The organism is Nitrobacter hamburgensis X14 (genome assembly GCF_000013885.1).
GTDB classification, from domain to species: Bacteria; Pseudomonadota; Alphaproteobacteria; order Rhizobiales; family Xanthobacteraceae; genus Nitrobacter; species Nitrobacter hamburgensis.
Genome location: NC_007964.1, coordinates 699,277 through 725,000 on the forward strand (window position 1 = coordinate 699,277; position 25,724 = coordinate 725,000).

22 protein-coding genes and 1 rRNA gene (1 of these 23 running past the window's edge) are annotated in these 25,724 nt (G+C 62.8%); 16 read left to right on the plus strand and 7 right to left on the minus strand.

What is annotated here, in order from left to right:
- Positions 1-28 precede the first annotated feature (28 nt).
- From pstA to phoB, 4 genes are read left to right on the plus strand one after another with little or no spacing between them, the layout of a single operon-like run.
- Positions 29-874 carry a phosphate ABC transporter permease PstA gene (pstA, locus tag NHAM_RS03305; RefSeq protein WP_011509229.1) on the plus strand — a complete coding sequence of 282 codons (846 nt, stop codon included), beginning with the start codon at positions 29-31 and terminating at the stop codon, positions 872-874.
- Positions 871-1,689 carry a phosphate ABC transporter ATP-binding protein PstB gene (pstB, locus tag NHAM_RS03310; RefSeq protein WP_011509230.1) on the plus strand — a complete coding sequence of 273 codons (819 nt, stop codon included), beginning with the start codon at positions 871-873 and terminating at the stop codon, positions 1,687-1,689. Before pstA ends, pstB begins: the two co-directional genes overlap by 4 nt.
- Positions 1,690-1,717: 28 nt before the next feature.
- A complete protein-coding gene (phoU, locus tag NHAM_RS03315; RefSeq protein WP_011509231.1) occupies positions 1,718-2,434 on the plus strand; it encodes a phosphate signaling complex protein PhoU in 717 nt (238 codons plus the stop codon).
- 24 nt (positions 2,435-2,458) lie between these two features.
- Positions 2,459-3,160: a phosphate regulon transcriptional regulator PhoB gene (gene phoB / locus NHAM_RS03320; protein WP_011509232.1), complete on the plus strand. Its 702-nt coding sequence runs from the start codon at positions 2,459-2,461 to the stop codon at positions 3,158-3,160.
- A gap of 299 nt (positions 3,161-3,459) precedes the next feature.
- Here the strand turns inward: phoB and NHAM_RS03325 are convergent, their stop codons facing one another.
- On the minus strand, positions 3,460-3,966 hold the full coding sequence (locus tag NHAM_RS03325; RefSeq protein WP_011509233.1) for a GcrA family cell cycle regulator: 507 nt from the start codon (positions 3,964-3,966) through the stop codon (positions 3,460-3,462).
- 447 nt (positions 3,967-4,413) lie between these two features.
- Here NHAM_RS03325 and NHAM_RS03330 point away from each other — a divergent pair, with 447 nt between their 5' ends.
- Positions 4,414-5,625: an aspartate aminotransferase family protein gene (locus tag NHAM_RS03330; RefSeq protein WP_011509234.1), complete on the plus strand. Its 1,212-nt coding sequence runs from the start codon at positions 4,414-4,416 to the stop codon at positions 5,623-5,625.
- A complete protein-coding gene (argF, locus tag NHAM_RS03335; RefSeq protein ID WP_011509235.1) occupies positions 5,622-6,548 on the plus strand; it encodes an ornithine carbamoyltransferase in 927 nt (308 codons plus the stop codon). The genes NHAM_RS03330 and argF overlap by 4 nt, the downstream gene beginning before the upstream one ends.
- Before the next feature lie 289 nt (positions 6,549-6,837).
- On the opposite strand, the gene typA is transcribed toward argF, so the two are convergent.
- Both typA and NHAM_RS03345 read right to left on the minus strand, forming a co-directional pair.
- Positions 6,838-8,658 carry a translational GTPase TypA gene (typA, locus tag NHAM_RS03340; RefSeq protein WP_041357654.1) on the minus strand — a complete coding sequence of 607 codons (1,821 nt, stop codon included), beginning with the start codon at positions 8,656-8,658 and terminating at the stop codon, positions 6,838-6,840.
- A gap of 284 nt (positions 8,659-8,942) precedes the next feature.
- A complete protein-coding gene (locus tag NHAM_RS03345; RefSeq protein WP_011509237.1) occupies positions 8,943-9,722 on the minus strand; it encodes a Crp/Fnr family transcriptional regulator in 780 nt (259 codons plus the stop codon).
- Positions 9,723-9,895: 173 nt separating this feature from the next.
- Between NHAM_RS03345 and NHAM_RS03350 the strand changes: the two genes are divergently transcribed.
- Positions 9,896-10,303, plus strand: coding sequence for a response regulator (locus tag NHAM_RS03350; RefSeq protein WP_041357655.1), 408 nt, complete (start codon positions 9,896-9,898; stop codon positions 10,301-10,303).
- A gap of 1,026 nt (positions 10,304-11,329) precedes the next feature.
- Complete coding sequence (locus NHAM_RS03355; RefSeq protein WP_011509240.1) at positions 11,330-12,511, plus strand: NnrS family protein; 1,182 nt, start codon at positions 11,330-11,332, stop codon at positions 12,509-12,511.
- A gap of 107 nt (positions 12,512-12,618) precedes the next feature.
- On the opposite strand, the gene NHAM_RS03360 is transcribed toward NHAM_RS03355, so the two are convergent.
- Positions 12,619-12,873 carry a PepSY domain-containing protein gene (locus tag NHAM_RS03360; RefSeq protein WP_011509241.1) on the minus strand — a complete coding sequence of 85 codons (255 nt, stop codon included), beginning with the start codon at positions 12,871-12,873 and terminating at the stop codon, positions 12,619-12,621.
- Positions 12,874-13,307: 434 nt separating this feature from the next.
- Between NHAM_RS03360 and NHAM_RS03365 the strand changes: the two genes are divergently transcribed.
- From NHAM_RS03365 to NHAM_RS03390, 6 genes are all read left to right on the plus strand, one after another.
- Positions 13,308-14,234, plus strand: coding sequence for a cytochrome c oxidase assembly protein (locus NHAM_RS03365; RefSeq protein ID WP_011509243.1), 927 nt, complete (start codon positions 13,308-13,310; stop codon positions 14,232-14,234).
- Between the two features lie 323 nt (positions 14,235-14,557).
- A complete protein-coding gene (locus NHAM_RS03370) occupies positions 14,558-15,226 on the plus strand; it encodes a Crp/Fnr family transcriptional regulator (RefSeq protein ID WP_011509244.1) in 669 nt (222 codons plus the stop codon).
- A complete protein-coding gene (locus tag NHAM_RS03375; protein ID WP_011509245.1) occupies positions 15,223-16,095 on the plus strand; it encodes a DUF6537 domain-containing protein in 873 nt (290 codons plus the stop codon). The genes NHAM_RS03370 and NHAM_RS03375 overlap by 4 nt, the downstream gene beginning before the upstream one ends.
- A 258-nt stretch (positions 16,096-16,353) precedes the next feature.
- Entirely contained in the window at positions 16,354-16,710 is a 357-nt protein-coding gene (locus NHAM_RS03380) for a DUF3307 domain-containing protein (protein ID WP_198137026.1), read from the plus strand.
- A 141-nt stretch (positions 16,711-16,851) separates the two neighbouring features.
- Positions 16,852-17,250, plus strand: a complete 399-nt coding sequence (locus NHAM_RS03385; protein ID WP_011509247.1) for a hypothetical protein — start codon at positions 16,852-16,854, stop codon at positions 17,248-17,250.
- A 217-nt stretch (positions 17,251-17,467) separates the two neighbouring features.
- Positions 17,468-18,229 (plus strand): SDR family NAD(P)-dependent oxidoreductase, encoded by a 762-nt coding sequence (locus NHAM_RS03390; protein ID WP_011509248.1) that lies wholly within the window; start codon positions 17,468-17,470, stop codon positions 18,227-18,229.
- Between the two features lie 84 nt (positions 18,230-18,313).
- On the opposite strand, the gene NHAM_RS03395 is transcribed toward NHAM_RS03390, so the two are convergent.
- Complete coding sequence (locus NHAM_RS03395) at positions 18,314-19,057, minus strand: hypothetical protein (protein ID WP_011509249.1); 744 nt, start codon at positions 19,055-19,057, stop codon at positions 18,314-18,316.
- Between the two features lie 91 nt (positions 19,058-19,148).
- Between NHAM_RS03395 and NHAM_RS03400 the strand changes: the two genes are divergently transcribed.
- Positions 19,149-19,724 (plus strand): MarR family transcriptional regulator, encoded by a 576-nt coding sequence (locus NHAM_RS03400; protein ID WP_011509250.1) that lies wholly within the window; start codon positions 19,149-19,151, stop codon positions 19,722-19,724.
- 162 nt (positions 19,725-19,886) lie between these two features.
- Here NHAM_RS03400 and NHAM_RS03405 read toward each other — a convergent pair whose 3' ends face one another.
- Positions 19,887-21,173, minus strand: a complete 1,287-nt coding sequence (locus NHAM_RS03405) for a glycerate kinase type-2 family protein (protein ID WP_011509251.1) — start codon at positions 21,171-21,173, stop codon at positions 19,887-19,889.
- Between the two features lie 237 nt (positions 21,174-21,410).
- Positions 21,411-23,468, minus strand: a complete 2,058-nt coding sequence (locus NHAM_RS03410; protein WP_041357657.1) for a M23 family metallopeptidase — start codon at positions 23,466-23,468, stop codon at positions 21,411-21,413.
- A gap of 884 nt (positions 23,469-24,352) precedes the next feature.
- Between NHAM_RS03410 and NHAM_RS03415 the strand changes: the two genes are divergently transcribed.
- Positions 24,353-25,724, plus strand: a 16S ribosomal RNA gene (locus tag NHAM_RS03415); it runs 117 nt beyond the window's last position.

Sequence of the window (25,724 nt, forward strand, 5' to 3'; positions counted from 1 at the left end):
CGGAGATCATGCCCGTTCAGGTGAGGCCATGAATCCGATCTATGCGTCCCGCCGCCGTCGAGACCTCATCGTCCGCGTCCTGTGCTTTGCCGCCGCCGCTTTCGGCGTCTCCTGGCTCGGGCTGATCCTGTTCACGCTCTTCTATAACGGTCTCGCCGGGATGAGCTGGCAGATTTTCACCCAGAACACGCCGCCGCCCGGCGCTTCCGAAGGTGGCCTCCTGAACGCCATCGTCGGTTCCATCATGATGACCGTGATCGGGGTGGGCGTCGGCGCGCCGATCGGCTTGTTTGCAGGCACTTATCTTGCCGAATACGGCAAGCACGACCGCCTCTCACCGGTTATCCGTTTCATCAACGACATCCTTCTCAGCGCGCCCTCGATCATCATCGGCCTGTTCATCTATGGCGCGGTCGTGGTGCCGATGGGAGGCTTCTCGGCGCTGGCGGGTTCGCTCGCGCTTGCGGTGATCGTCATTCCGGTCGTGGTGCGCACGACGGAGGACATGCTGAACCTGGTGCCGAACTCGTTGTGCGAGGCGGCCTCCGCGCTTGGTCTGCCGCGCTCGCTGGTCATCAAGCGCATCGCCTATCGCGCCGCGCGGGCGGGACTGATCACCGGCGTGCTGCTTGCCACCGCGCGCGTTGCCGGTGAGACCGCGCCGCTGCTGTTCACGGCGCTGAGCAACCAGTTCTTCAGCATGGATGTGACCCACACGATCGCCAACCTTCCGGTCACCATCAACAACTTCGTGCAGAGCCCCTACGCCTATTGGAAGGATTTGGCGTGGAGCGGCGCGCTGCTGATCACGTTGACCGTGCTGGCGCTGAACATCGGTGCGCGGTTGATCGGCTCTGAGAGGACCGCAAAATGACCGATGTTTCCGCCGCCGCCTCGCGCCCGGCCGTTCCGCCGTCGGTGATCGATCCCGACGCTCCCGCCAAGGTTGCCGCCCGTAACCTCAATTTCTATTACGGCCAGCACCAGGCGCTGAAGAATATCAACCTGTCGATCGCCGCCAACCGCGTGACGGCCTTCATCGGTCCCTCGGGTTGCGGAAAATCGACCCTGCTCCGCGTCTTCAACCGCATGTACGACCTCTATCCCGGCCAGCGCGTCGAAGGGCAGGTGTTGCTGGACAATACCGACATTCTCGACCCCAGGCTCGATCTCAATCTTCTGCGCGCGCGGGTCGGCATGGTGTTCCAGAAGCCGACGCCGTTCCCGATGACGATCTACGAGAACATCGCGTTCGGCATCCGCCTTTATGAAAAGCTGTCGAAGTCGGAGATGGACGATCGGGTGGAGAAGGCGCTGCAGGGCGGCGCCTTGTGGAACGAAGTCAAGGACAAGCTCAATGCCAGCGGGCTTAGTCTCTCCGGCGGTCAGCAGCAGCGCCTGTGCATCGCGCGGACGGTCGCGCTGCGGCCGGAAGTGATCCTGTTCGATGAGCCGTGCTCGGCGCTCGATCCGATCTCCACGGCCAAAATCGAGGGACTGATCGACGAACTCAAGGAACACTATACCATCGCGATCGTCACCCATAACATGCAGCAGGCGGCGCGTGTCTCGGACACCACCGCGTTCATGTATCTCGGTGAGATGGTCGAGTTCGGGCCGACCAACAAGGTCTTCACCTCGCCGGCCGACCGCCGCACCCAGGATTACATCACGGGCCGCTTCGGCTGAAACGCGCGGATGGGCGGGGAGATTTGAAATGGCTTTCGAACACACCACCAAGGCTTTCGACGACGATCTCCAGGAACTGACGCGGCTGGTTGCCGAGATGGGCGGTCTCGCCGAACGGCAGATCGTCGAATCCCTCGATGCGCTGATCCGCCGCGACACCGCATTGGGCGCCCGCGTCGTCGCCGCCGATGCCGAAATCGACCGGCTGCAGCGCATGATCGAGGAACGCGCCGTGCTCACCATCGCGCGGCGGCAACCGATGGCGGTCGACCTGCGCGCGATCGTCGGCGCCATGCGGGTCGCCGCCGATCTGGAACGGATCGGCGATCTCGCCAAGAACATGGGCAAGCGTGTGGTTGCGCTCGATAGCGATTTCCATCCGATGAAACTGATCCGCGGCCTCGAACACATGACCGACCTCGTGCAGTCCCAGGTCAAGGCGGTGCTCGATGCCTATGCGGCGCGCGACCTGCCGGCGGCGATGGCGGTCTGGAAGGGGGACGAGGAGGTGGACGCCATCTGCACCTCCTTGTTCCGCGAACTTCTGACCTACATGATGGAAGACCCACGCAACATCGGGTTCTGTATCCACCTGATGTTCTGCGCCAAGAACATCGAGCGGATCGGCGACCACGCAACCAATATCGCGGAGACGGTGTTCTACATGATCGAGGGCCAGCAGATGCTCGACAAGCGCCCCAAGGGGGACACGACGGGTTTCGCATCGGCGGCTCCGGGAAACTGAAACGAGAGCAGGCGAGAACACACGATGAGTGCACGCATTCTGGTGGTCGAGGACGAAGAGGCGCTGACGACGCTGCTGCGCTATAATCTCGACGCCGAAGGTTACGAGGTTGAAACGGTGGCGCGCGGCGACGAGGCCGATACGTGGCTGAAGGAGCGCACCCCCGACCTTGTGGTGCTGGACTGGATGCTGCCGGGCCTGTCCGGCATCGAACTGTGCCGCCGTCTGCGGGCGCGCCCCGAGACCAGGCAGCTTCCGATCATCATGCTTACCGCCCGCGGCGAGGAGAGCGAGCGGGTGCGGGGACTTGCGACCGGCGCCGACGACTACGTCGTCAAGCCGTTCTCGGTGCCGGAGCTTCTGGCGCGGGTGAAGGGGCTGCTGCGGCGCGCGAGCCCGGAGCGGCTCGCCACGATCCTGAGCTTTGGCGATATCGAGCTCGATCGCGACAAGCATCGCGTCGCGCGTTCCGGCCGCCCGATCGATCTCGGTCCGACCGAGTATCGCCTGCTGGAATTCTTTCTGGAGCATCCGGGCCGGGTGTTCAGCCGCGAGCAATTGCTCGACAGCGTCTGGGGCCGCGACATCTACATCGACGAGCGCACCGTGGACGTTCATATCGGGCGGCTGCGCAAGCTGATCAATCCCGGCGGCGAGCCGGATCCGATCCGCACGGTGCGCGGCGCGGGCTACGCGCTGGATGAGCGCTTCGCGAAGGCGGAATAGCAAGGCATTATACAGGCGCTGCATAAAGCCAGCGTCGTTCCCGCGAAGGCGGGACCTTGAGCCTTTTCGTTTCTGATGGAATCAGAAGCTGGCTCTATGATTTTGATTTGACGCGTTTTCTTCACGCGAACCGGTGCCCTCCTCGGGTCAAGCCCGAGGACATGCTTCGCTCGAAAACGCTCTATAGTCCCGGGCGTATCAATTGGTGTGAAGGACCGAAGCGGCGCCCGACATCGTCACGGGCGCTGGTGAATAGAGGCCTCCTTGCGTTGGCAGGAGCGACCCGTTCTTCAGTCTGATTACCGTACCTTCGGCGGCTGGCGGCGGCGGTCGGCGGCGGGCTGATAAGCAATGCGCGAGTGGTGTGCGCAATAGGGCAGGCCGTTGAGTGCCTTGCCGCCGCAGAAGAAGAATTCCGGACTCGAGGGATCGCCGACCGGCCAGTGACAGGTGGCTTCGTTGAGTTCGAGCAGCGACAGCCGCTGGCTCATCGGCACCACGTTGTCGAAGGCGATCGGATCCGGCTCGAGTTCGACCTCGAAGTCGTGGGCGAGTGCGGTGTTGCCGCGGGAGACCGGGCGCGACACCCGCATGACGTGCTGGGCCGGACGGGCCTTGCGCGGCCGTGGCACCGTTGACGAAGGGCTCTTGGCGCGGCCCGACAGGCCGAGCCGGTGTACCTTGCCGATCACCGCATTGCGCGTCACGTTGCCGAGTTCAGCGGCGATCTGACTTGCGGAGAGACCCGCTTCCCAAAGCTTCTTCAGTTGCTCGACGCGGTCGTCGGTCCAGGTTATCACCGTCATCGCACGTTTTCCCTTATGTCACGCGTGCCTCCGCAAGGCCGCCCTGAAGCGTCCCCCTGAAAACCCGTGTGGGCAGAATCCCTTAACCCTCGCCGGGCGGGAAAACCGCCCGGGCGTTTACGCCGAGAACAGGACCATCGAGGATCAAAACTGCCGCACGAGATGTCGTATCCGACGGCCTTAACGCTACAATATGCCGTGACTCGCGCGCAAGAGTCAGGCCTGGCGGCGTCCACATGTTCTGCAATGAAATCGGAAAGATCGGCTCTCTCTGCGACTTTCGCGCATCACCGGCGTGCAAGGGAATATTGACAGGGATCGCCGCGCACCTAGAATAACACTCACGTGCCGCCGGAAAGGCGGCACGTTTCGTTTCCGGGGCTGACAGTTGATCGCGCCACAGCGCAGTCGGATCGATCCGCCCCCACCATCAACCGGCAAACCGTCATGACCAGAGCCGCGCCGTCCCATCTGTTGCCCGTTTTCGCAAGAGCCGATCTCTCATTCGAGAGCGGCGAGGGCGCGTGGCTGGTCGGCTCCGACGGCGGACGCTATCTCGACTTCACCAGCGGCGTTGCTGTGAACGCGCTTGGCCACTGCCACCCGCACCTCGTCGCCGCGCTTCAGGCGCAGGCGGCAAAGCTCTGGCACGTCTCGAATCTGTTCAAGTCGCCGGACGGCGAGCGGCTGGCGGCGCGGCTGTGCGAGCAGAGCTTTGCCGACTTCGCCTTCTTCGCCAATTCCGGCGCCGAGGCGGTGGAGTGCGCCATCAAGGTTGTGCGCCGCTATCATGCCTCCAAAGGTCATCCGGAACGCTATCGCCTCGTCACCTTCGAGGGCGCCTTCCATGGCCGCACGCTGGCGGCGCTGGCGGCGACCGGCTCGAAAAAATATCTCGACGGGTACGGGCCGCCGACGGACGGCTTCGACCAGGTGCCGATCGACGATATCGAGGCGGTGAAGAAGGCGGTCGGCCCCGCGACCGCCGGCATTCTGATCGAGCCGCTGCAGGGCGAAGGCGGCGTGCGCGAGCCGTCCCATGCGTTCTTCCGGGCGCTGCGCCAGTTCTGCGATGAACGCGGTCTGCTGCTGGCGTTCGACGAGGTGCAGACCGGCATGGGTCGCACCGGCGATCTCTTTGCTTACAGGCGCATCGGCGTCGCGCCGGACGTGATGTCGCTGGCGAAGGCGCTCGGCGGCGGTTTTCCGATCGGCGCCTGTCTTGCGACCGCGGAAGCCGCGTCCGGCATGACGCCCGGCTCGCACGGCTCGACCTTCGGCGGCAATCCGCTGGCGGTCGCCGCGGCCAATGCCGTGCTCGACGTGATGCTGGAGCCCGGCTTCTTCGAGCGGACGCGGAAGATGTCGCTGCTGCTGAAGCAGAAGCTGGCCTCGGTCGTCGATCGCCATCGGGATGTGCTGAGCGAGGTGCGCGGCGAGGGACTTTTGATCGGCCTCAAGGCCGTGGTGCCGTCGGGCGATCTGGTCGGCGCGCTGCGCGAGGAGAAGCTTTTGACGGTCGGCGCCGGCGACAACGTCGTGCGTTTGCTGCCGCCGCTGATCGTCAGCGAGGTTGAGATCGAGGAGTCGGTGCGGCGGCTGGAGCGGGCCTGCGCCAAACTTTCTGGCGCATCTGCGAAGAAGGAAGCGGCGCAATGAGCACTGCGCCACGGCATTTTCTCGACCTGTTCGACGTGCCGACCACGGAACTGCGCGCGATCCTCGATGCCAGCGTGGCGATGAAGAAGCGGCGCAAGGAGGGCCGGATCGCCGACAAGCCGCTCGACGGCAAGACGCTGGCGATGATCTTCGACAAGCCTTCGACGCGCACCCGCGTGTCGTTCGACGTCGGCATGCGCCAGCTCGGCGGCGAGGCGATCATGCTGACCGGGGCCGAAATGCAGCTCGGACGCGGCGAGACCATCGCGGATACCGCGAGGGTGCTGTCGCGCTTCGTCGATATCATCATGATCCGCATCCTCAGCCACGACGCGCTGACGGAGCTGGCGGCGCATGCAACCGTGCCCGTCATCAACGGACTGACGCGGCGCTCGCACCCCTGCCAGGTGATGGCCGATGTGATGACTTTCGAGGAGCATCGCGGGCCGATCAAGGGCCGCACCGTGGCGTGGACCGGCGACGACAACAACGTGCTGGCGTCGTGGGCGCATGCGGCGGACCGCTTCAGCTTCAATCTCAACGTCGCGACACCGCCGGAACTTGCGCCGAACAAGCTCCTGAAGGACTGGATCAGGTCGAGCGGGGCGTCGATCAAGCTCGGCACCAATCCGGAAGCGGCGGCGCGCGGCGCCGACTGCATCGTCACCGACACCTGGGTGTCGATGGGCGATAAGGACGGCGAGCACCGTCACAACCTGCTCAAGCCCTATCAGGTCAACGCCAAGCTGATGTCGCTGGCGAAGCCGGATGCGTTGTTCATGCACTGCCTGCCGGCGCATCGCGGCGACGAGGTCACCGATGAGGTGATCGACGGGCCGCAGTCGGTGGTGTTCGACGAGGCCGAAAACCGCATGCACGCCCAGAAGGGTATTCTGGCCTGGTGCCTCGGCGCGGCGGGATAAGCGCGGCGCCGCATCTCTGGAGCGGGATGAGGAAAAGTGCGTAACGGTTTTCCGCCCGCATCCCGCTTCTCAAAATATTGGAATCGATCACGTTCATGATTTTGGATCTATTCGATCCAAAATCATCGTGATCTAGGCGCGCTTTCGAAAGACTATTCGAGGCCGCATCGCTCCCAGGAATGCGGGATGCGTTCGGTGCGGACTCTCTTGAGCATCGAGACTGCCGCGCGTTCCGCGAATAGACACGGAGTTCCCCGCTCGCGGTGACGACGATCATCGCAGGATGAGACTACGCCACCATCTCCTTGGTCTTCTCGGCGCGCTTGCGCTCGTTGGGATCGAGGTGCTTCTTGCGCAGGCGGATCGACTTCGGCGTCACCTCGACCAGCTCGTCGCCCTCGATATAGGCCAGCGCTTTTTCCAACGTCATCCTGATCGGCGGCGTCAGCCGCACCGCCTCGTCCTTCGACGTGGTGCGGATATTGGTGAGTTGCTTGCCCTTGAGCACGTTGATCTCGAGGTCGTTGTCGCGGGTGTGTTCGCCGACGATCATGCCGCGATAGACCTTCCAGCCCGGCTCGATCATCATCGGGCCGCGATCTTCCAGCTTGAACATCGCGTAAGCCACCGCCTCGCCCTGGTCGTTGGAAATCAGCACGCCGTTGCGGCGTCCCTGGATATCGCCCTTGTACGGATAATAGCCGTGGAACAGCCGGTTCATGATGGCGGTTCCGCGGGTGTCGGTGAGCAGTTCGCCCTGATAGCCGATCAGGCCGCGGGTGGGCGCATGGAACACCAGCCGCAGCCGGTTGCCGCCGGACGGCCTCATCTCCATCATCTCGGCCTTGCGCTCGCTCATCTTCTGCACGACGACGCCCGAATGCTCCTCGTCGACGTCGATCACGACTTCCTCGATCGGCTCAAGCAACTGACCGTTGTCGTCCTTGGTCAGAACGACGCGGGGACGCGACACCGACAGCTCGAAGCCTTCGCGGCGCATGTTCTCGATCAGGATAGCGAGTTGCAATTCGCCGCGGCCCGACACTTCCATCGAATCCTTGTCCGTGGCTTCCGCCACGCGCAGCGCGACGTTGCCTTCGGCTTCGCGCAGCAGCCGGTCCCGGATCAGGCGGCTGGTGACCTTGTCGCCTTCGGTGCCGGCGAGCGGCGAGTTGTTGACGATGAACGACATCGACACGGTCGGCGGATCGATCGGCTGGGCCTGGATCGGGTTCTCGACGGCGGGATCGCAGAACGTGTCGGCGACAGTGCCCTTGGTGAGGCCGGCGATGGCGACGATATCGCCGGCTTCGGCGAGGTCGACCGGCTGGCGCTCAAGGCCGCGGAAGGCGAGGATCTTGGTGATGCGTCCGGATTCAACCGTCTTGCCGTCGCGCGACAGCACCTTCACGGCCTGGTTCGGCTTCACCGAACCGGACGCGATGCGGCCGGTGATGATGCGGCCGAGATAGGGGTTGGCTTCGAGAATGGTGCCGAGCAGACGGAACGGACCTTCTTCAACGACCGGCGGCGCAACATGCTTGATAACGAGATCGAACAGCGGCCTCATTCCCTTGTCGTTGTCCTCGACGGTGGCGCCCATCCAGCCGTTCTTGCCGGAGCCATAAAGAATCGGGAAATCGAGCTGGTCGTCGGTGGCATCGAGCGCTGCGAACAGGTCGAAGACTTCATTGACGACTTCGATGACGCGCGCGTCGGGGCGGTCGACCTTGTTGATGGCGACGATCGGCTTGAGACCAAGCTTCAGCGCCTTGCCGACGACGAATTTGGTCTGCGGCATCGGGCCTTCGGCGGCGTCGACGAGCACGATCACGCCGTCCACCATCGACAGGATACGCTCGACCTCGCCGCCGAAATCGGCGTGGCCCGGCGTATCGACGATGTTGATGCGCGTGTCTGCCCACTCGACCGACGTGCACTTGGCGAGAATGGTGATGCCGCGCTCACGCTCGATGTCGTTCGAGTCCATGGCGCGCTCGACCACGCGTTGATTGTCGCGGTAGGTGCCGGACTGCTGGAGCAGGCGATCCACGAGGGTGGTCTTGCCATGGTCGACGTGGGCGATGATGGCGATGTTGCGGAGGTTCATGGGACTGGTTTCTTCTTCATCGGGAAAACCGCGCGTCGCCCGGGCTTTGGGCGGCGGTCTCATCCTGCGGGGGAAAGGTCACGGGAACGGGCGCGGCGTGATCGATTCACGCGGCAAAAGCGGTCAGGGGTTCGTCGCTTCCGGCCAGGTCATTGGCGCCACTTCTCGTCTGAATGCCGGTTATAGGATGCGAACAGCCGCATTGCGGCTCCGGCGCTTTCGCTGCGGAGGTTATATAGTCGAAAATCGTCAAAAAACAATGCGTCGGTTGCCGTTTGGCGTACTCATTTTGCAGATGATAGGGACTGCTTCGCGGGCCGCGCTTCCTCGGTCGGGTAAACCCCCCGCAAAACCTCCTCGAAATGGCGCTTGACCGCGTCATGGCAAAGGCAGGAGCGGCTCGCCAAGGCATCCCGGTCATGCACCAGGATGGCGCCGCGCCGGGTCTCCAGAACGCCCTCGGCCTTGAAGGTCTGGATCACCCGGCTGGTGTAGCTGCGGCCGACGCCCAGCATGGCCGACAATTGCTCGTGGGTGAGCGGCACGAGGTCGGTGCCAGTCCGCTCTATCGCCGAAATGATCCATTTCGCGGTCCTCTGTTCGACCGAATGGATGGCGTTGCAGGCGGTCGACTGAAAAACCTGAGCCAGCATGCAGTCGGCGTAGCGTGCGAACAGGTTGCGCAGCGTGGGCGATTTGGCCTTTGCGGCTTCCAGCTTGGAAACCCGCAGTCTCACGAATGGCCCGCCGGCGTTGATCATGATCCGCGTATAGGCAGGCAGAAATCCATGGCTGACGATGCCGCCGACGGCGCCCTCGCGCCCGACCAGAATGGTTTCGACATCGCGGCCGTCCTCGTTGGGGACGAGATAGGACGCGAGGCTTGGTCCGCAGGGAAAGTGGACGATTTGGACATTATCCCCCGGGTTATAGAGCAGGTTGTCGCTTTCTCCGGTGACAGTGATGAGAAAGGGTTCGATCAGCTTGAAATCGGCGTTGCTGAGCCTGCGCAACAGGTTGTTGTAGGGCCGGTCCGGGTGGTTCTGATCCTGCTGTGCGGCCATGCGGCGCCTTCCTGTTCCCGGAATCCTAACAAAAGCGACTGTTGAGTTATGTTCAAAAGTGAACAGACAAAACTCGGCCAATATGGTCGGTTCCATGTGGGAACCGGATCAGGTTCACGTCTTGGTGTTCCAGGCGAATTTCAGACGTCATCGGACGACACATGATGGAAGTTATGGCTACCTTTGTTCCCGATAGTCCGGCGGCGGTGCCAGACACCATCCCCGGCGACGTGCTGATCGTCGAGGACGATGCCATCATCGCGCTCGACTTCGAGCAGACCGTCACGGAGTTCGGTGTGACATCGGTCCGGATTGCCTCGAATGTCGCGCAGGCGCTGGCGATGATCGCCGAGCGTGCTCCCGATTTTGCGCTTCTCGACATCGGGCTCTTCGAGGAAAAAAGCTTTGCTGTCGCCAAGCGGCTGGCCGCGCTGAAAACCCCGTTCGCCTTTGTTACCGGCTACAGCGGCGAGAGGGCCTTTCCGGCGGAATATTCAGACCGGCCCAAACTCTCAAAGCCGTTTTCGTGCGATGAGCTGTTCGCGGTTCTGTCGGATTGGCGAAGCTGCGGCGCAAGATAATCCGGATTTCAGGCGTGTTGCTCGCCACACCGTGACGGTGCGGGCCTCTATAGTGTTTTCGAGCGAAGCATGTCCTCGGGCTTGACCCGAAGATGGCTACACAAAACGTTGGCCACACAATGGGACCAGCTCACAAAGAGCGACGAAGAAAACATCCATTTGGCAAAAGTGGTTCTGACCGCGTTGCGTGACGCAGATGCAGATTATGTCATTGCCAAAATCGGGGACGAGTAGTGCCAAGGGGTCCTAAAGGCGCGAAGCTTCGCGCCGACACCATCGATAGGGTCAATCCGCCGTCTTGAGCCGTTTCATCGTCTGGCAGGTCCTGCCAAGATTTAACCGCTGACGCATACGCCGCGATTACGGGGACGTTTTGGCCGGTTCACGGATTACCTGCCGTGGCCTCTTGGTCAACTTGTAGGACCACCATGCCGTTGCTTGGTTCCAGCTTTTAATGGGCAGGTTGCAGACCTCACAATCTGCATGGCCGGTGTCCTTGAATGGGCTGGTAAAGACCGTCACTCTGTAGATAGCCCCGCAACCGGGACAGGTATATTCACCGCCATCGCGGGTTCGCACGCCAGGTTTGGGTTTCTTCGGGGCCATGGGGGCGAATAGCGCCCTTTGGTCCATCCCGCAAGTCGTTCGTTCGCTGCCTTATTCAAAGGGACCCACCGGAGCCGGGCTTTGATTCCATCAAAGCCCGGCATCAAGCATCCAAAGCGTTTTCGAGCGAAGCGTGTCCTTCGGCTTGACCCGAGGATGGGTACCGGTTCGCGGGAAGAAAACGCGTCAAGTCAAATCATAGAGCCCGCTTCTGATTCCATCAGAAGCGAAAAGGCTCTAGCCTGTTCGATACGGTCTATGCGAGGTCCGGCTCTGCCACCCGACCGGAGCCGACCCCCCCAGTTTGCGTCGGCGCAACCTCCTGTTCGAGCATCGAGGATACCGTTCCCGCGGCCGGCGACCCGCGCACTGACAGTGCGTTGGCTGGTATGATCAGACGGAACGATGAGAGGATGCCGCATGGCCATGTCAGACGTGGAGAACGCAAGAGGGAGGCCGTTGGCGATCTGGACGATCGGATTCAGACCGTTTTTCCTGATGGCCGGCATCTGGTCGGCGGCGGCGCTTGCCGGATGGATCGCTATGCTCACGACGGGGCTCACGCTCCCCAGTCGCTTTGATCCGCTGACATGGCATATCCATGAAATGTTGTTCGGGTTCGTCCTGGCGGCCATCGCCGGCTTTTTGCTGACCGCAATCCCGAACTGGACCGGCCGGGCGCCGATCAGCGGGCGGCCGCTTGCCGCGCTGGCGGCGTTATGGCTCACGGGCCGCCTCGCGTGTCTCATGTCAGCGTCGATCCCGCTCTGGCTGGCCGCGGCAACCGATCTCGCCTTTCCGTTCGTACTTTGCGCGGTCGTCGCCCGCGAGATCATCGCCGGCCGCAACTGGCGCAACATGCCCATGCCCGTTCCCATCGCCGTTCTCGGTCTTGCCGACCTTCTGATGTATCTGGAGCTTGCAGGTTTTTCCGTGCCCGCGGGTCTGGGATGGCGCCTCGGGTTGGCGGCGATCATCGTCCTGATCTCGGTTGTCGGCGGACGGATCATTCCGGTGTTCACGCGCAACTGGCTCGTCAAACAAGGCGCGGCTAACCTTCCAGCCGCGCATGGCCGGGTCGATAACGTCGCACTCGGAGCGCTCCATGCCGGGATGATCGGCTGGGCGTTGTTTCCGGCGCTCTCACCTGTCGGCGGGCTGCTGCTTCTCGCCGCGGCGCTTAATCTCTGGCGGCTCGTGCGCTGGCGCGGCATTGCCACCTCGGCTGAGCCGCTGTTGACCGTTCTTCATGTCGGATATCTCTGGGTCATCGTCGGCGCGGCTTTGTTGGGCGCATCGATGTTGACCGCGCATGTGCCGGAGGCCGCAGCGATCCACGCGCTGACCGCTGGCGCCATCGGCACCATGGTCCTTGGAGTGATGACGCGCGTTTCGCTCGGCCACACCGGTCGCGCGCTGGCGGCGGATCGGACCACTGCGCTGATCTATCTGCTTGTGATCCTGGCCGCCGTGGCGCGCGTTGCGGCAGCGGCCAGTGGATCGCTTCCCATGTTGATCGAGATTTCGGCAGCGCTATGGATCGCCAGCTTCGGCCTGTTCGCCCTGCGATATGGACCGATGTTGCTGGCGCCCCGCGTGTAGTCGCTGGCAAGGGCTACCGCTGAGCGCGGCAGGCGTTTAGCGCGCCGCGGCGTCATGGCGCGGCGGGCGCAGGATTCACGGTCTCATGACCTGCCTGCCTGGTGACGTTACCGGTCGACGTTCAGCACTTCGCCTGTGGTGGCGTCGACGTCGACTTCGATATACCGGCCGGATATGTCACGCCCCTCGATCTGCCACTCGTAACCGGCGAACTCGGCGTCTGAGACGGTTACAAGTCCGATGTCGGTTGCGACGGCGAGCGCCTCCTGCATTGAAAGAAGGCTACCGGTATCATAGGCCATCGCGGGGGCGGCCGCGCCAAGCGAGACAGCCGCAGCCAGGGACAGAATATAAGTTCGCATGGAATACTCCTCGTCGAGGTTCGATCCGTTGCGCCGTCGCGCGAACGCAACACCGATAGAACCGGCGGGCTTTCGTTGCGTTCCACCGTCGCACGCAGCGAGTTGCGCGACTGTTTGGCCGCCGCGGCGTTTTCTTGGCCGTATGTTGGCGAGCGGAAGACAAAAGCATCGGCACTCGATCCGGCATTTTGCATCATGCAGTGCAGCCCGGTGTGGAGGAGCGCGATCTCCGCTTTTCCGTCGAACGCGCGGAGGCTGGCATTCGGCATTCAGGAGCCGGATCATCCAATCCGAACGCCATCACAAATTCGTCAATCCGCGCCGAAAGCGCGGCGCTTTCTCGTTTTGCATGACCGCGTCTGCATTTCCGCGGTGGACGACCGCGCTGTATCGATCTACATCCGCGAATGCCGGGGGCGGTACGGAGAATCTACATGGCGCCGCACTATCGGAAGCACCTGAACGTTCTCGCGCCTGTCGTCGTCGTGATTGGCTTCATGATCGGGCTCGTGGCCTACTCGCCGGAACTGTATCGCGTGTTCTGCAGTGCGACCGGATACGGAGGAACGACGCAACGGGTGTATTCGGGTCCGACCGCCGCCTCCAGCAAGACCGTCACCGTCAGGTTCGATACTAATGTCGCACCGGATCTGCCGTGGCGGTTCGAGCCGGAACAGCGTTCCGTGACGGTTCATCTCGGGGAGCAGAAGATGGTTTTCTTCACGGCCGAGAATCTCGGCAAGGAGCCGATCGTCAGCCATGCGACGTACAACGTCTCGCCGGACACCAGCGGTCCCTATTTCAAGAAAATACAGTGCTTCTGCTTCAACGAGGAGCGCCTCGACCCGCATGAGAAGATCGAAATGCCGGTCGTCTTTTTCGTCGATCCGGCCTTTGCCAAGGATTCGGACAACAAGTCGGTCGACACGATCACCCTGAGCTACACGCTTCTACGCTCGGTGAATCCGTCGGAGAGCAAGAACCTGTCGCGCTTCCTGCCCAATGCGCCGCCTGATCCTCTCCATGGCAAGCAGCTTTTCAGCGAACGATGTACCGCATGTCACGCGCTGGACGCCGATAAGGCAGGCCCTCGGCTGGGCGGCGTGGTCGGCCGCAAGGCGGGCGCGCTCCCAGGTTATCACTATTCGCCGGCGCTCAAGAACGCCGGTCTGGTTTGGTCTCGGGACAATCTGGAGCATTGGCTGGCCGATCCGAAGAAACTCGTGCCCGGCTCCCGCATGCCGGTGCGCGTGCTCGACGCGCCCTCCCGCCACGATATCGTCGCGTATCTGCAAACGGTGGGCCAGGAGCGCAACAAGCGGGCCGGCTCGAACCCGCCCGCGCCCGGCGGAGAATTCTAGATCGCGCTCAGACGGAAACGCACGCGGCGCGGGGATGAGAGCGTTTTCGAGCGAAGCATGTCCTCGGGCTTGACCCGAGGATGGGCACCGGTTCGCGTGAAGAAAACGCGTCAATTCAAAATCATAGAGCCTCGCTTCTGATTCTATCAGAAGCGAAATGGCTCTAGCACTCCCGCCCGCGCGACGTGAGGGCTGGCGCCCACAGGGCGCCGGCAGGGCGGCGCTTTTGCCGGGAAATGGGGTATAATTCGATATAATACCCGCTGTCTTCCCGTAGAGATCGCCGCGAACCTCATCATCGTCAGGAGTTTGGCTGGATCGCCATGGACACATCACATTTAGCCGAACATCTTGGAACCATCGGCAGTCTGGCCGCGTCGTTCTTCGTGGTCGCCACCTACACCATGCGGACCATGATTCCGCTCCGTGTCTTCGGCATGCTGGCCAATCTCGTGCTGATGATTACCGCGATCTCGCTTCACAACGTCCTGCAATTCGGGCTTCACGCGGGGTTGTTTTGTCTAAACGGCTATCGCCTGCACCAGATGCTGCTGCTCGTGCGCGAAGTGAAGAAGTCCGTGAACAGCGACCTGTCGATGGACTGGCTGAAGCCCTTCATGACCAAACGCAAATGCGAGGCCGGAGACATGCTTTTCTACAAGGACGAGAAGGCCGAAACGATGCTCTACATCGTCAGCGGCCGCTATCGCCTGGTGGAGTCCGGCATCGAGCTTCCGGTCGGCGCTATTGTTGGCGAACTCGGGATGCTATCGCCTTCCAACGAGCGCACCCAGTCGCTCGAATGCATCGAAAGCGGCACGGTGCTTAGCGTCAGCTATCGCCAGGTGGAGGAGCTTTACGTCCAGAATCCCGAATTCGGCTTCTACTTCCTGCGGCTGGCCAGCGCGCGGCTGTTTCAGAACATCGGCAAGCTCGAGGAGCGGCTCGCAGACCGTACGGCGCCGGCGGCCGCGACACCCGAATTGGCATGAATCCCGGCGTCCCCAAAGCGGCCGGCGCTCTTCCCGCAATCCGCTCGATCTTCGCGGCTGTCCTCGGTGGCGACGACAATCCGATGCCGGCGCTGCCCGCTGGCCTGCCCGACAGGGTGAGGCCGGTCGCGGCAGAAGCCGTGAACCGCCTGATCGATTATCAGGGACCGGGCTACGCGCAGCTCTATGTCGCCCGGCTGAGGCGCTTCATCGGCCGGCGCAATGTCGATGACGCGATATTCGCCGACATTGCGCGGCTGATGGCCGTGCGCATGGCTTACGACGACGCCGTCCGGATGGCGCAGCTTAAACTTGCCGAAGCCGCGGCGGGTCCGGACGTTGCGCCGGACGATGTCCGCAAGCTGCGCCTCGACGAACTGGTATCGTCGCTGCCGGAAAGAGTGGCCAATCCCGTGCTGCGGGCATTGGAGTATCTGGGATGGCTGCATCTGCCCGTCATCGTGCGGTTCAGCGCGGCAAACGGCTTCGGGCGTCGCCGTCTCAGAATCGAAGCCTCGCTCAAGCGATGGCGGTTGTCCTCCCTCCGCTATGCCAGGGAACGCGTCTGGGTCGAGCGCTGGCTGCACATGATCGATCGCAGCCTGACAAAACAGCCTGCCGCAGTCGCCGCCGTGGTCGCGACGGCCGAGATGGTGCAGGGCTACGGCGACGGTTACACGCAGAGTTTGAGGGACTGGAATTTGATCGTCGACCATCTCGTCAAACCGACGTTCGACGGCGCGCTGTCCTGTCCGGATCTGGCCGGCGCCATAACCGAGGCCCGCGCGGCCGTGAATTCCGATCCGCGGCAGGAATCCTTGAAACGCGTCATCGCCGGGATCAGGGAGCGGGCCGGGGCCGGTGCTTAAATACGTGAGCAGCACAGGTTTTCGCACGACGGGAGTGGCCTGGAGGGGAGAGACTCCGGCCGTCATTCCCGAAGCCGCGTCAGCGGCTATCGGGAATCCAGTAACATGAGGTAGTCTGCTGATACGGGATTCCGGGCCCGCACCTTCGGTGCGTGCGAGTCCATTGTTTATTTGCGAGTCCATTATTTATTAAAGGGCGTCCGCGTGCTGCTTCCCTCATTGTCGTCGTCGATCGCGGTGGGCCCGCTGGCTGGCTGGATGGCCGTGCTGACAGTCAAGCACGTGATCGCCGATTTCGTGTTGCAGAACTCCTGGATGGCAATCGGCAAGGATCAGAAGACCGGCTGGGCGCTGCCGCTGCTTGCGCACTGTCTCGTGCATCTGGCGCTGGCGCTGGCGTTGATCCTCGTGATCGCGCCGCGATTCTGGTTTATCGCCTTTATCGATTTTGCGATCCATATCGTCGTGGATCGCGCCAAGGGGTTCTGCGCTTCCACCTTCAACGTGACGCAGGAGCATCAGCATCCGTGGTTCTGGACGCTGATCGGCGTCGATCAGGCGCTGCACCATCTCACCGGCTTCGGCTTGTCGATCGTCATGGCGTTCAACGCCTGACCGGCGGCGTCCGCGAATCGACCCATGGTCGTGGTTCCGATTCGGAACCGGATTGCAAGGCCGTCTGCGCTCCCTTCGCGTGTGTGGTTAACTCCTCGTTAGGAAATTGCGCGGCATCCTCATGGTCGAGGAGAATCCCGCATGTCGAGCCGAGACGCCTTCGAGAACGATCTCTGTCCGGTCAACGACGATCTGTTGGGGGCCATGTATCGTGCCAACGAGCATGGATTGCCGCAGCTCATCGCCAGCATTGCTCCGGATGTACGAGCAATGCTGGCGATGTTCTGCTACCGCCGGAGCCATCTGCACGCGCTGGCGCTGTCGGTCGCATCGAGTTGCTCCGAGCGCGATCTGGTCCAGCTTGGCGGTCGCGTCGGCTCCACGCTGTTCGCACTGTCGCGCGAAGCGCGGCTGCCCCATGTGGCGTCGTCTTCGCACGGTCAACGCAAGCCGATCACGCTATCGACCAGGCCGCTCACCACCTTCGCTCCGCTTGACGATCAGGTCGACGACGACGAGGCCGCGCTGGTCTCGGCGTGATGCGCCGCGCCGCATAGGCATCGGCTGGAAAAGCGCGCGCGGTAGGCGCCGCTGCTTTTGACGGATCGATGGTCGTCATGCTCGGGCTTGATCCGGGCATCCATCTTTTTGACGAGGGATGGATTGCCGGGCACAGGCAAGCGAAATCGACGCGGTTTTTTAGAGCTATGCTCGGCAACGACGTTTCAAAGCGCTTCTGTCATATCAGGAGAACGTCATGCAGTTGGAAGGTCAGGCAGCCATCGTCACCGGCGGAGCGTCGGGACTGGGCGCGGCGGCCGCGCGAAAACTCGCCGCGCAGGGCGTCAGGGTCGCGGTCTGCGACATCAACACAAAACTCGCGGAGGAACTGGCAAAGGAGATCGGCGGCACCGCCGTGACCTGCGACGTATCCGATGCGGCGTCGGGCGAAGCCGCCATGGTCGCGGCGGCGAAGGTCCACGGTCCGGCGCGAGTGCTGGTGAACTGCGCCGGCATCGGCCTCGCCAGGCGCGTGGTCGGCCGCGAGGGGCCGCATGCGCTGGCCGACTTCAACCACGTCATCAGCGTCAACCTGATCGGCACGTTCAACATGCTGCGGCTCGCGGCCGCTGAAATGTCGACACTCGAACCGCTGGAGGGCGGCGAGCGCGGTGTGGTGATCAACACCGCCTCGATCGCGGCCTATGATGGACAGGTCGGCCAGGCGGCCTATTCGGCGTCGAAGGGCGGCATCGTCGGCATGACGCTGCCGATCGCGCGTGAACTCGCGCAATTCGGCATCCGCGTTCTCACCATCGCGCCGGGCCTGTTCCTGACGCCGCTGCTCGGCGCATTGCCGCAAGCCGCGCGGGACAGTCTCGCCAGCACGATCCCGTTTCCGCACCGGCTCGGCTCGCCCGACGAATACGCGTCGCTGGCGATGCACATGATCGACAATCCCTATCTCAACGGCGAGGTCGTGCGGCTGGATGCCTCGCTGCGCATGGCGCCGAAGTAGCGATCATCATCGGCAGAGATGAAATACCGGCGGCCACACAAGGCCGGCTCCTTACGGGGCCGGCCTGGATTGTATTGCAAAAGTCTACTTCTTCTCCCTGGTGATAGTCCCCGGCAGTGTGAGATTGCCCGAGGCAACCTTGTAGGTGCCGGTGACGCACAATAGCGGCGTCTTGCCGGTTTCGTTGACCTGTAGATGCGCGGCGACGGCATCGAAGTTCACGTTCTCCGCGCCCTTGACCGGCACGGTGATGCGCACCGTCTTGCCATTGATGATGGGGCTCATGCCGGGGCTGTCCAGCGCCAGCGGCAGGCCGGGCGCGGTGGCCGGCAACAGATCCTGCCCCGGCGAAATGTCCTGTACCCTGAGGCCGCCGGCGCAACCCTTGTCGCTGGCCAGCACCACCCAGTGCGAATGCCAGTTGGCACCGTCGTTGGTCGGGTCGCCGTCGCCGTTTTCGTCGAACAGCGGTGTATCGTCGAAATCCGGGTGCGCGGTAACGGCCAGCGCCAGGATACCCGACCCTTTCGCAAATCCCACCGCTGCGGGGTCGAGCTTGGTCGGCCAGACATAAGCATCAACCTTGGCGCCGGCGAGCTTGCCGACCTTTTCCGGCTTGATCGAGCCGGCGTCGCCTGTCACTTCCATGGCGAAGGTGGCAAGCCGGCCATCGGTCGAGGCGGAGGCGCTGGTGACGTCGAACGCAGGCGGCACGGTGGCGTCGGACTTGGCATGAATGTCGTGGGCGAGGGCGGAGGTCGCCAGCGCGCCTTGCAGCAGGACGAAGGCGAGCTTCCCCGACGAGACCTTGAGCATGGAAGCAAACATGAGATTACTCCGTGATTGTATAATATCGAGTCGATACTATACTTTGACCAACTGCCAGAGCCTCGTCAACAGAAAATAGCGAGTCGCTACTATGTCATCCGCGGCGCTTGAGACGGCCTATCTGATCGGCCGGTTGGACCGGTTGGCCCGCAGTGGCGTCAACGTCGCCGGGCTTAATCCGGCGCAGTGGGAGGCGTTGCGCTACCTGTCGCGCGCCAATCGCTTTTCGCGCACTCCCGCGGCGCTGGCCGATTATGCCGGCTCGACGCGCGGGACCATTTCACAAACCCTGATTGCTCTGGAGCAGAAGGGGCTGGCGTCGAGGCAGGCGAGCCGGCGGGACGGCCGCTCGGTGGAATTGGCGCTGACCCGGCGAGGCGAGGCTGTGTTGAGGAACGACCCGCTGAAGCGGCTGGCGGGCGACATCGCGGTCGCCACCGGCGGCGATCCCGGCGCATTGCTGGCGACCCTGCAGGCCATCCTGTCGGCGACGATCGCGCGGAACGACGGGCGTGCCTTCGGGATCTGCCGCACATGCCGGTATTTTCGCTGCAATGCGGAGCCGACAAGCGCCTCGCCGCATCATTGCAGCCTGCTCGATGAGCCGCTCTCCGATGCCGACAGCGGCGCGATCTGCCAGGAGCACGACGACGAAGCGGCGGCCTGAACGGCGGCCAGATCACGATGATTTTGAATCGGATCGATCAAGATCATGAACGTGATCGCTTCCAATATATTGGAGCGGGATGCGGCCGGAAAACCGCGACACACTTTTCCTCACCCCGCTCTGACCCGGTGGAGCGAAACGCGCAGCGATAGCATCGCCGGATCAGACGGCATCCACCAGGATAACCCGGATGTCATTGACGTTGGTGAGCGTCGGGCCGGTCAGCAGCAGATCGCCGGTGGCGGCGAAGAAGGCGGTGGCGTCGTTGTTGGCGAGATAGGCGGCAGGATCGAGCTTTTGCGCGCGCATCGCCGCGAAGGTGGCGGCGTCGATCACGGCGCCGGCCGGATCGGAGGCGTTACCCGCGCCGCCGTCGGCGCCATCGGTATCGGCCGCCAGTGCGGAAATACCCGGCGTGTTTTTGAGCTGTGACACGAGCGACAGCGCATATTCCTGATTGGGCCCGCCGCGCCCGTTGCCGCGCACCGTGACCGTGAGTTCGCCGCCCGACAGGATGGCGAGCGTTCGGCCATCGGCGCGCGCCTGGAGCGCCAGTTTCGCATGATCGGCGGCGACATCGCGGGCCTCGCCTTCAAGATCGGCGCCGAGGTCGAGCACCTCGTAGCCGGCATCGCGCGCGATTCTAATAGTGGCGGCGAGCGAGGTTTTGGGGCGTGCGACTATCTCGAAACGGGCGCGCGCGAAGGCGGCATCGCCCGCCTTGCAGCTTTCATTGGCCGGGTCGTTGAGAGCGCGGGTCACGGCATCGTCGAGCGCGAGATTGTATTTTGCGACCAGCGCGCGGGCGTCGGCCAGCGTCGTCGGATCGGGCACGGTCGGGCCGGAGGCAATGGCGGCCGGCTCGTCGCGCGGCACATCCGATATCGCCAGCGTCACGATCGCGGCGCGCCGGCCGGCCCGCGCCAGCCGCCCGCCCTTGATCCGGGACAGATGCCTGCGCACCGTGTTGACTTCGCCGATCGGGGCGCCGGAGCGAAGCAGGGCACGGTTGACATGCTGTTTCTGCGCGAACGACACCCCGTCCGCTGGCGCAATCCAGTTCGCCGAGCCGCCGCCCGACAGCAGCACCAGCAGGAGGTCGTCGGCGGTCGCGGTGCGCGCGAGTCTCAAACTGAGGTCGGCGCCGCGCAAGCTCGCCTCGTCGGGCACGGGATGGCCGGCCTCGATCACCTCGATGCGCCGTGTCGGCACGCCGTGGCCATGACGTGTCGCGGCGACGCCCGTCAAGCGCGCGGGATCAAGGCCGGCGGCGTCGAGGTAGTGCCGTTCCGCGGCGGCGGCCATGGCGGCGGCGCTCTTTCCCGCGGCAAGGCAGACCACGCGGCCTTTCGGCGCGCGCGGCAAATAGGCATCGAGAATGCCGTCGGGATGCGCGGCGGCCACAGCCGCATCGAAGATCGAACGCAGCAGCTTGCGGTGGTCGGTCATGGCCCGGATCGTGCGAAGATCATTAAAAGTCGAGCAGGTCGCTCGTTATCCGCCAGATCATATCACGAACGGCGTCGTCAGGTCATTTCACTGCATCGGCGGGGTTGAGTCCGAGCAAAAGCGCCCGCAATTGCGGTCGGTCGCCGAATGGCGGCTGTCAGCGGCCAGATATAGCCGTACCTTAGGCGATCCCGGCGCATCCTGCGGGAGTTCACAGCGCGATGATGTGCCTATGACTCAGCGGTTGGTGACCTGCCGGGCCTGCGGCAGGGCAAGGGAGCCCGCGGCATCCGACACCCGGGCGCTGGCGTTGCGGCTGTTCATCATCGCATCGAGCCGGTCGCGTTCCTTCTCGAAGCTGGCAAGGACCGGACCGTCCAGCGATCGCCCGCGCGGCAGTCTGACGCGCATCGGATCGACGAAGCGGCCGTTGACCAGAATTTCGTAGTGCACATGGGCGCCGGTGGAGCGGCCAGTCGAGCCGACGAAGCCGATCACCTGGCCCTGACGTACGCGCTTGCCGGGCGCCATGCCTTTGGCAAAGGCCGACATGTGACCGTAGGCGGTTTCATAGCCGTTGTTGTGCTTGATGCGGACGTACTTGCCGTAGCCGCCTTCCCATTCGGCCTTTTCGACAACGCCGTTGCCGGTCGCGAAGATCGGCGTGCCGTACGGCGTAGCCCAATCGACGCCGGTATGCATTTTCACGTAGCCGAGGATGGGGTGACGCCGAATGCCGAAGCCGGATCGCATGATGGCGCTGGCGACCGGTTTGCGGACCAGGAACTTCTTCGCGCTCTTGCCGGTCTCGTCATAGTAATCGACGATGGCGTCGTCGGGGGTCTGGAAGCGATAGTATTTCTTGGTCTCGCCGCCTACGGTGAGCGAGGCATAAAGCACTTCGTTCTTTTCGGTCGTCGGCGTTCCCTCGTCGTCGCCGGCGTAGAAGACATCGAATGAATCTCCCGGCTGTACCTTGCGCTGGAAATCGATGTCGTAGGAGTAGATGCGGACCATGTCTTCGATGACCGCAGGCGGCACCTTGTCGCGTAGCGCGGTCTCGTAGATGCTTTGATAAAGCCGGACACCGCTGCCATCGTCGTCGTTGTCGCTGTTATCTGCGATCTCTGCGGCCGAATTCATGCTCGCGACGTCGACTGCGACGTATTTGCCGAGATCGGACAGCGCGGCGACGGCCTCGATCGTCGAATCGTTCGCCACGATCACGCGATAGGGCTGAAGTCGCTGGCCGGGGGCCGCGGGCGCCATCAGGATACGCAGTTTTTGGCCTTCCTTAAGGCCGCCGTCGCGGCCGCGCGGTCCGAGCGTCGCCGCGATCGCCTTCGCTTCTTCCGGTGTCGCGCCCTGGTCCCGCAGCACAGAGACGACAGTGTCGCCTTTCTTGACCAGATGCACGCGCTCGCCGACCGGATTGCCACCGGTGAGTTGCTCCTTGGTCTTCGGGAGCAACGTCACGTTTTCAGGGACGATGCGGGCTTCAAATCCGGCATAGGGATCGATGCCGCCTTCCGCGGCATAGGCCATCTTGATGCTCGACGTCGCGCCGGCGGCGTCGGCCGTGGCATCAGCCATGGTGTAGCGCACGCCGCCGTTGCCGCGCCAGTTCGAGGCATCGCGCACTCGCATCAGGACTTCATCGATCGGAACGGTGGCTGCGATCTTCGCCTTCGGCAGGATCGGCGCGAGATCGCGGGTCACAAAGGAAACTTCGGCGTCGGGCTCGGCCGCCGCCGCGGCGGCCGCGTCGCTGGCATCTTCGGCGGCGGTCGGGGCGTGGCTTCCGACGTCGGTCAGCAGACGTTGGGCGTTGAATGGCGGGATCTTCGCGCTGAGATCGCTGGTCGCCATTGACAGGTTGCCGGACACGCGAACGAAGGGCCGCACCCGCATGACGTCGCGGTTGCCGGCCCGGGTCACGGTCGAGACGCGGATAAGTTGCCTTGCGGCGGCCGCCTCGCTCGGCGGTGGCAGGCGATCGCTCTTGTGAAGGGTGATCTGATGGTCGCCGGCGCCGAACGAGCCGCGCAGCGCGCCTTCCACGCGCTCGGGCACCCTCGCAAAGGTGGTCTCGCCGTCGAGCGACGCAAAAACGGCGCCGCCGATGAGGGCCGCGCCGCACAGACCTGTGAGAATGGTGCCGCTGAACCACTGCACGGAGATGCGGCGGCGGTCGATCACGGCGGCTTCGGATCCGTCGGCGGAAAGCGGCGGCTCGTGGCCGAGATCGATGATCCCGGTCTCGCGTCCGCGATGTCCACCACGTGATGTGTTCAACCCGCCGTCCCCCAAAATTCCACCTGCGACCGCCGAAATTCCTGCGCCTTGTGAACCCCAACACCCCCGGAAGAGAGACGAGGGGAAGCCCCGCATGTTTCATGCCCGCCCGGTAAGCACGCGCGTGGCACGGGAGTTACGCCCGTCCGGAGGTCACAACCATCATTGGCGCCTGAACCCCTCAATGCGTCGCGGTCGCTCGGATAGGCGATGCGGTCATGGACGATCACCGTCTCCTGAAGCTGGTCTCCTGAAGCTGCCGAATGGCCGATGCCCCCTGGCAATCGGTGATTCAACACTTAACTTTCTCGGTGAGAACGTCGCAGGAATGTGGCTCAAGTACGGCGTGAATCCCCGAAGGGTCGGGGCTTTTTACGCCGCAAAATTGTTTTTGCCCTGTGCAACATTTTGTTGACGATGGGCGTTGACAAGCGTCCGAGGGTGAGGCTATAAACCGGCCACTGAGCGCGGCGCTGCTTTGGCCCTTGCCAAGACGCCTTGCTGCGCCGGTAAAGCTCCTCACTTAGGTTGAGCGAATCAACAGCCGATAGCCATCGGTTGTTATTTGTCGTCCGGTAGGTGCTTTGCGGAACTTCCAGAGATGGAAGTGGATTTTAGGATCCGGGCTGTTTGACAAGTGAAGATGAAGAAAGAGAAACGTGGACGGCGGAGTCCTTGCGGGTCTCGGTAAGCGAAGGCTTCGGCTTTTGCGGATTGAGACCGGACGAAAGACTTCGGCGGTACACGTTTCAAAGGTTACACCATCGTCATCAGCGATGTGAATCGCGGATGGCTGTCGGCTTCGGTTCGAAAGAACTTGGGTCGGCAAAGATATGGTGGGACCTCGTCAAACGTTGTGATCAGCCGGCTCAAAGTTTCAAGTCCAACTTGAGAGTTTGATCCTGGCTCAGAGCGAACGCTGGCGGCAGGCTTAACACATGCAAGTCGAACGGGCGTAGCAATACGTCAGTGGCAGACGGGTGAGTAACACGTGGGAACGTACCTTTTGGTTCGGAACAACTGAGGGAAACTTCAGCTAATACCGGATAAGCCCTTACGGGGAAAGATTTATCGCCGAAAGATCGGCCCGCGTCTGATTAGCTTGTTGGTGAGGTAATGGCTCACCAAGGCGACGATCAGTAGCTGGTCTGAGAGGATGATCAGCCACATTGGGACTGAGACACGGCCCAAACTCCTACGGGAGGCAGCAGTGGGGAATATTGGACAATGGGCGAAAGCCTGATCCAGCCATGCCGCGTGAGTGATGAAGGCCCTAGGGTTGTAAAGCTCTTTTGTGCGGGAAGATAATGACGGTACCGCAAGAATAAGCCCCGGCTAACTTCGTGCCAGCAGCCGCGGTAATACGAAGGGGGCTAGCGTTGCTCGGAATCACTGGGCGTAAAGGGTGCGTAGGCGGATCTTTAAGTCAGGGGTGAAATCCTGGAGCTCAACTCCAGAACTGCCTTTGATACTGAAGGTCTTGAGTTCGGGAGAGGTGAGTGGAACTGCGAGTGTAGAGGTGAAATTCGTAGATATTCGCAAGAACACCAGTGGCGAAGGCGGCTCACTGGCCCGATACTGACGCTGAGGCACGAAAGCGTGGGGAGCAAACAGGATTAGATACCCTGGTAGTCCACGCCGTAAACGATGAATGCCAGCCGTTAGTGGGTTTACTCACTAGTGGCGCAGCTAACGCTTTAAGCATTCCGCCTGGGGAGTACGGTCGCAAGATTAAAACTCAAAGGAATTGACGGGGGCCCGCACAAGCGGTGGAGCATGTGGTTTAATTCGACGCAACGCGCAGAACCTTACCAGCCCTTGACATGTCCATGACCGGTCGCAGAGATGTGACCTTCTCTTCGGAGCATGGAGCACAGGTGCTGCATGGCTGTCGTCAGCTCGTGTCGTGAGATGTTGGGTTAAGTCCCGCAACGAGCGCAACCCCCGTCCTTAGTTGCTACCATTTAGTTGAGCACTCTAAGGAGACTGCCGGTGATAAGCCGCGAGGAAGGTGGGGATGACGTCAAGTCCTCATGGCCCTTACGGGCTGGGCTACACACGTGCTACAATGGCGGTGACAATGGGAAGCAAAGGGGCAACCCCTAGCAAATCTCAAAAAACCGTCTCAGTTCGGATTGGGCTCTGCAACTCGAGCCCATGAAGTTGGAATCGCTAGTAATCGTGGATCAGCATGCCACGGTGAATACGTTCCCGGGCCTTGTACACACCGCCCGTCACACCATGGGAGTTGGTTTT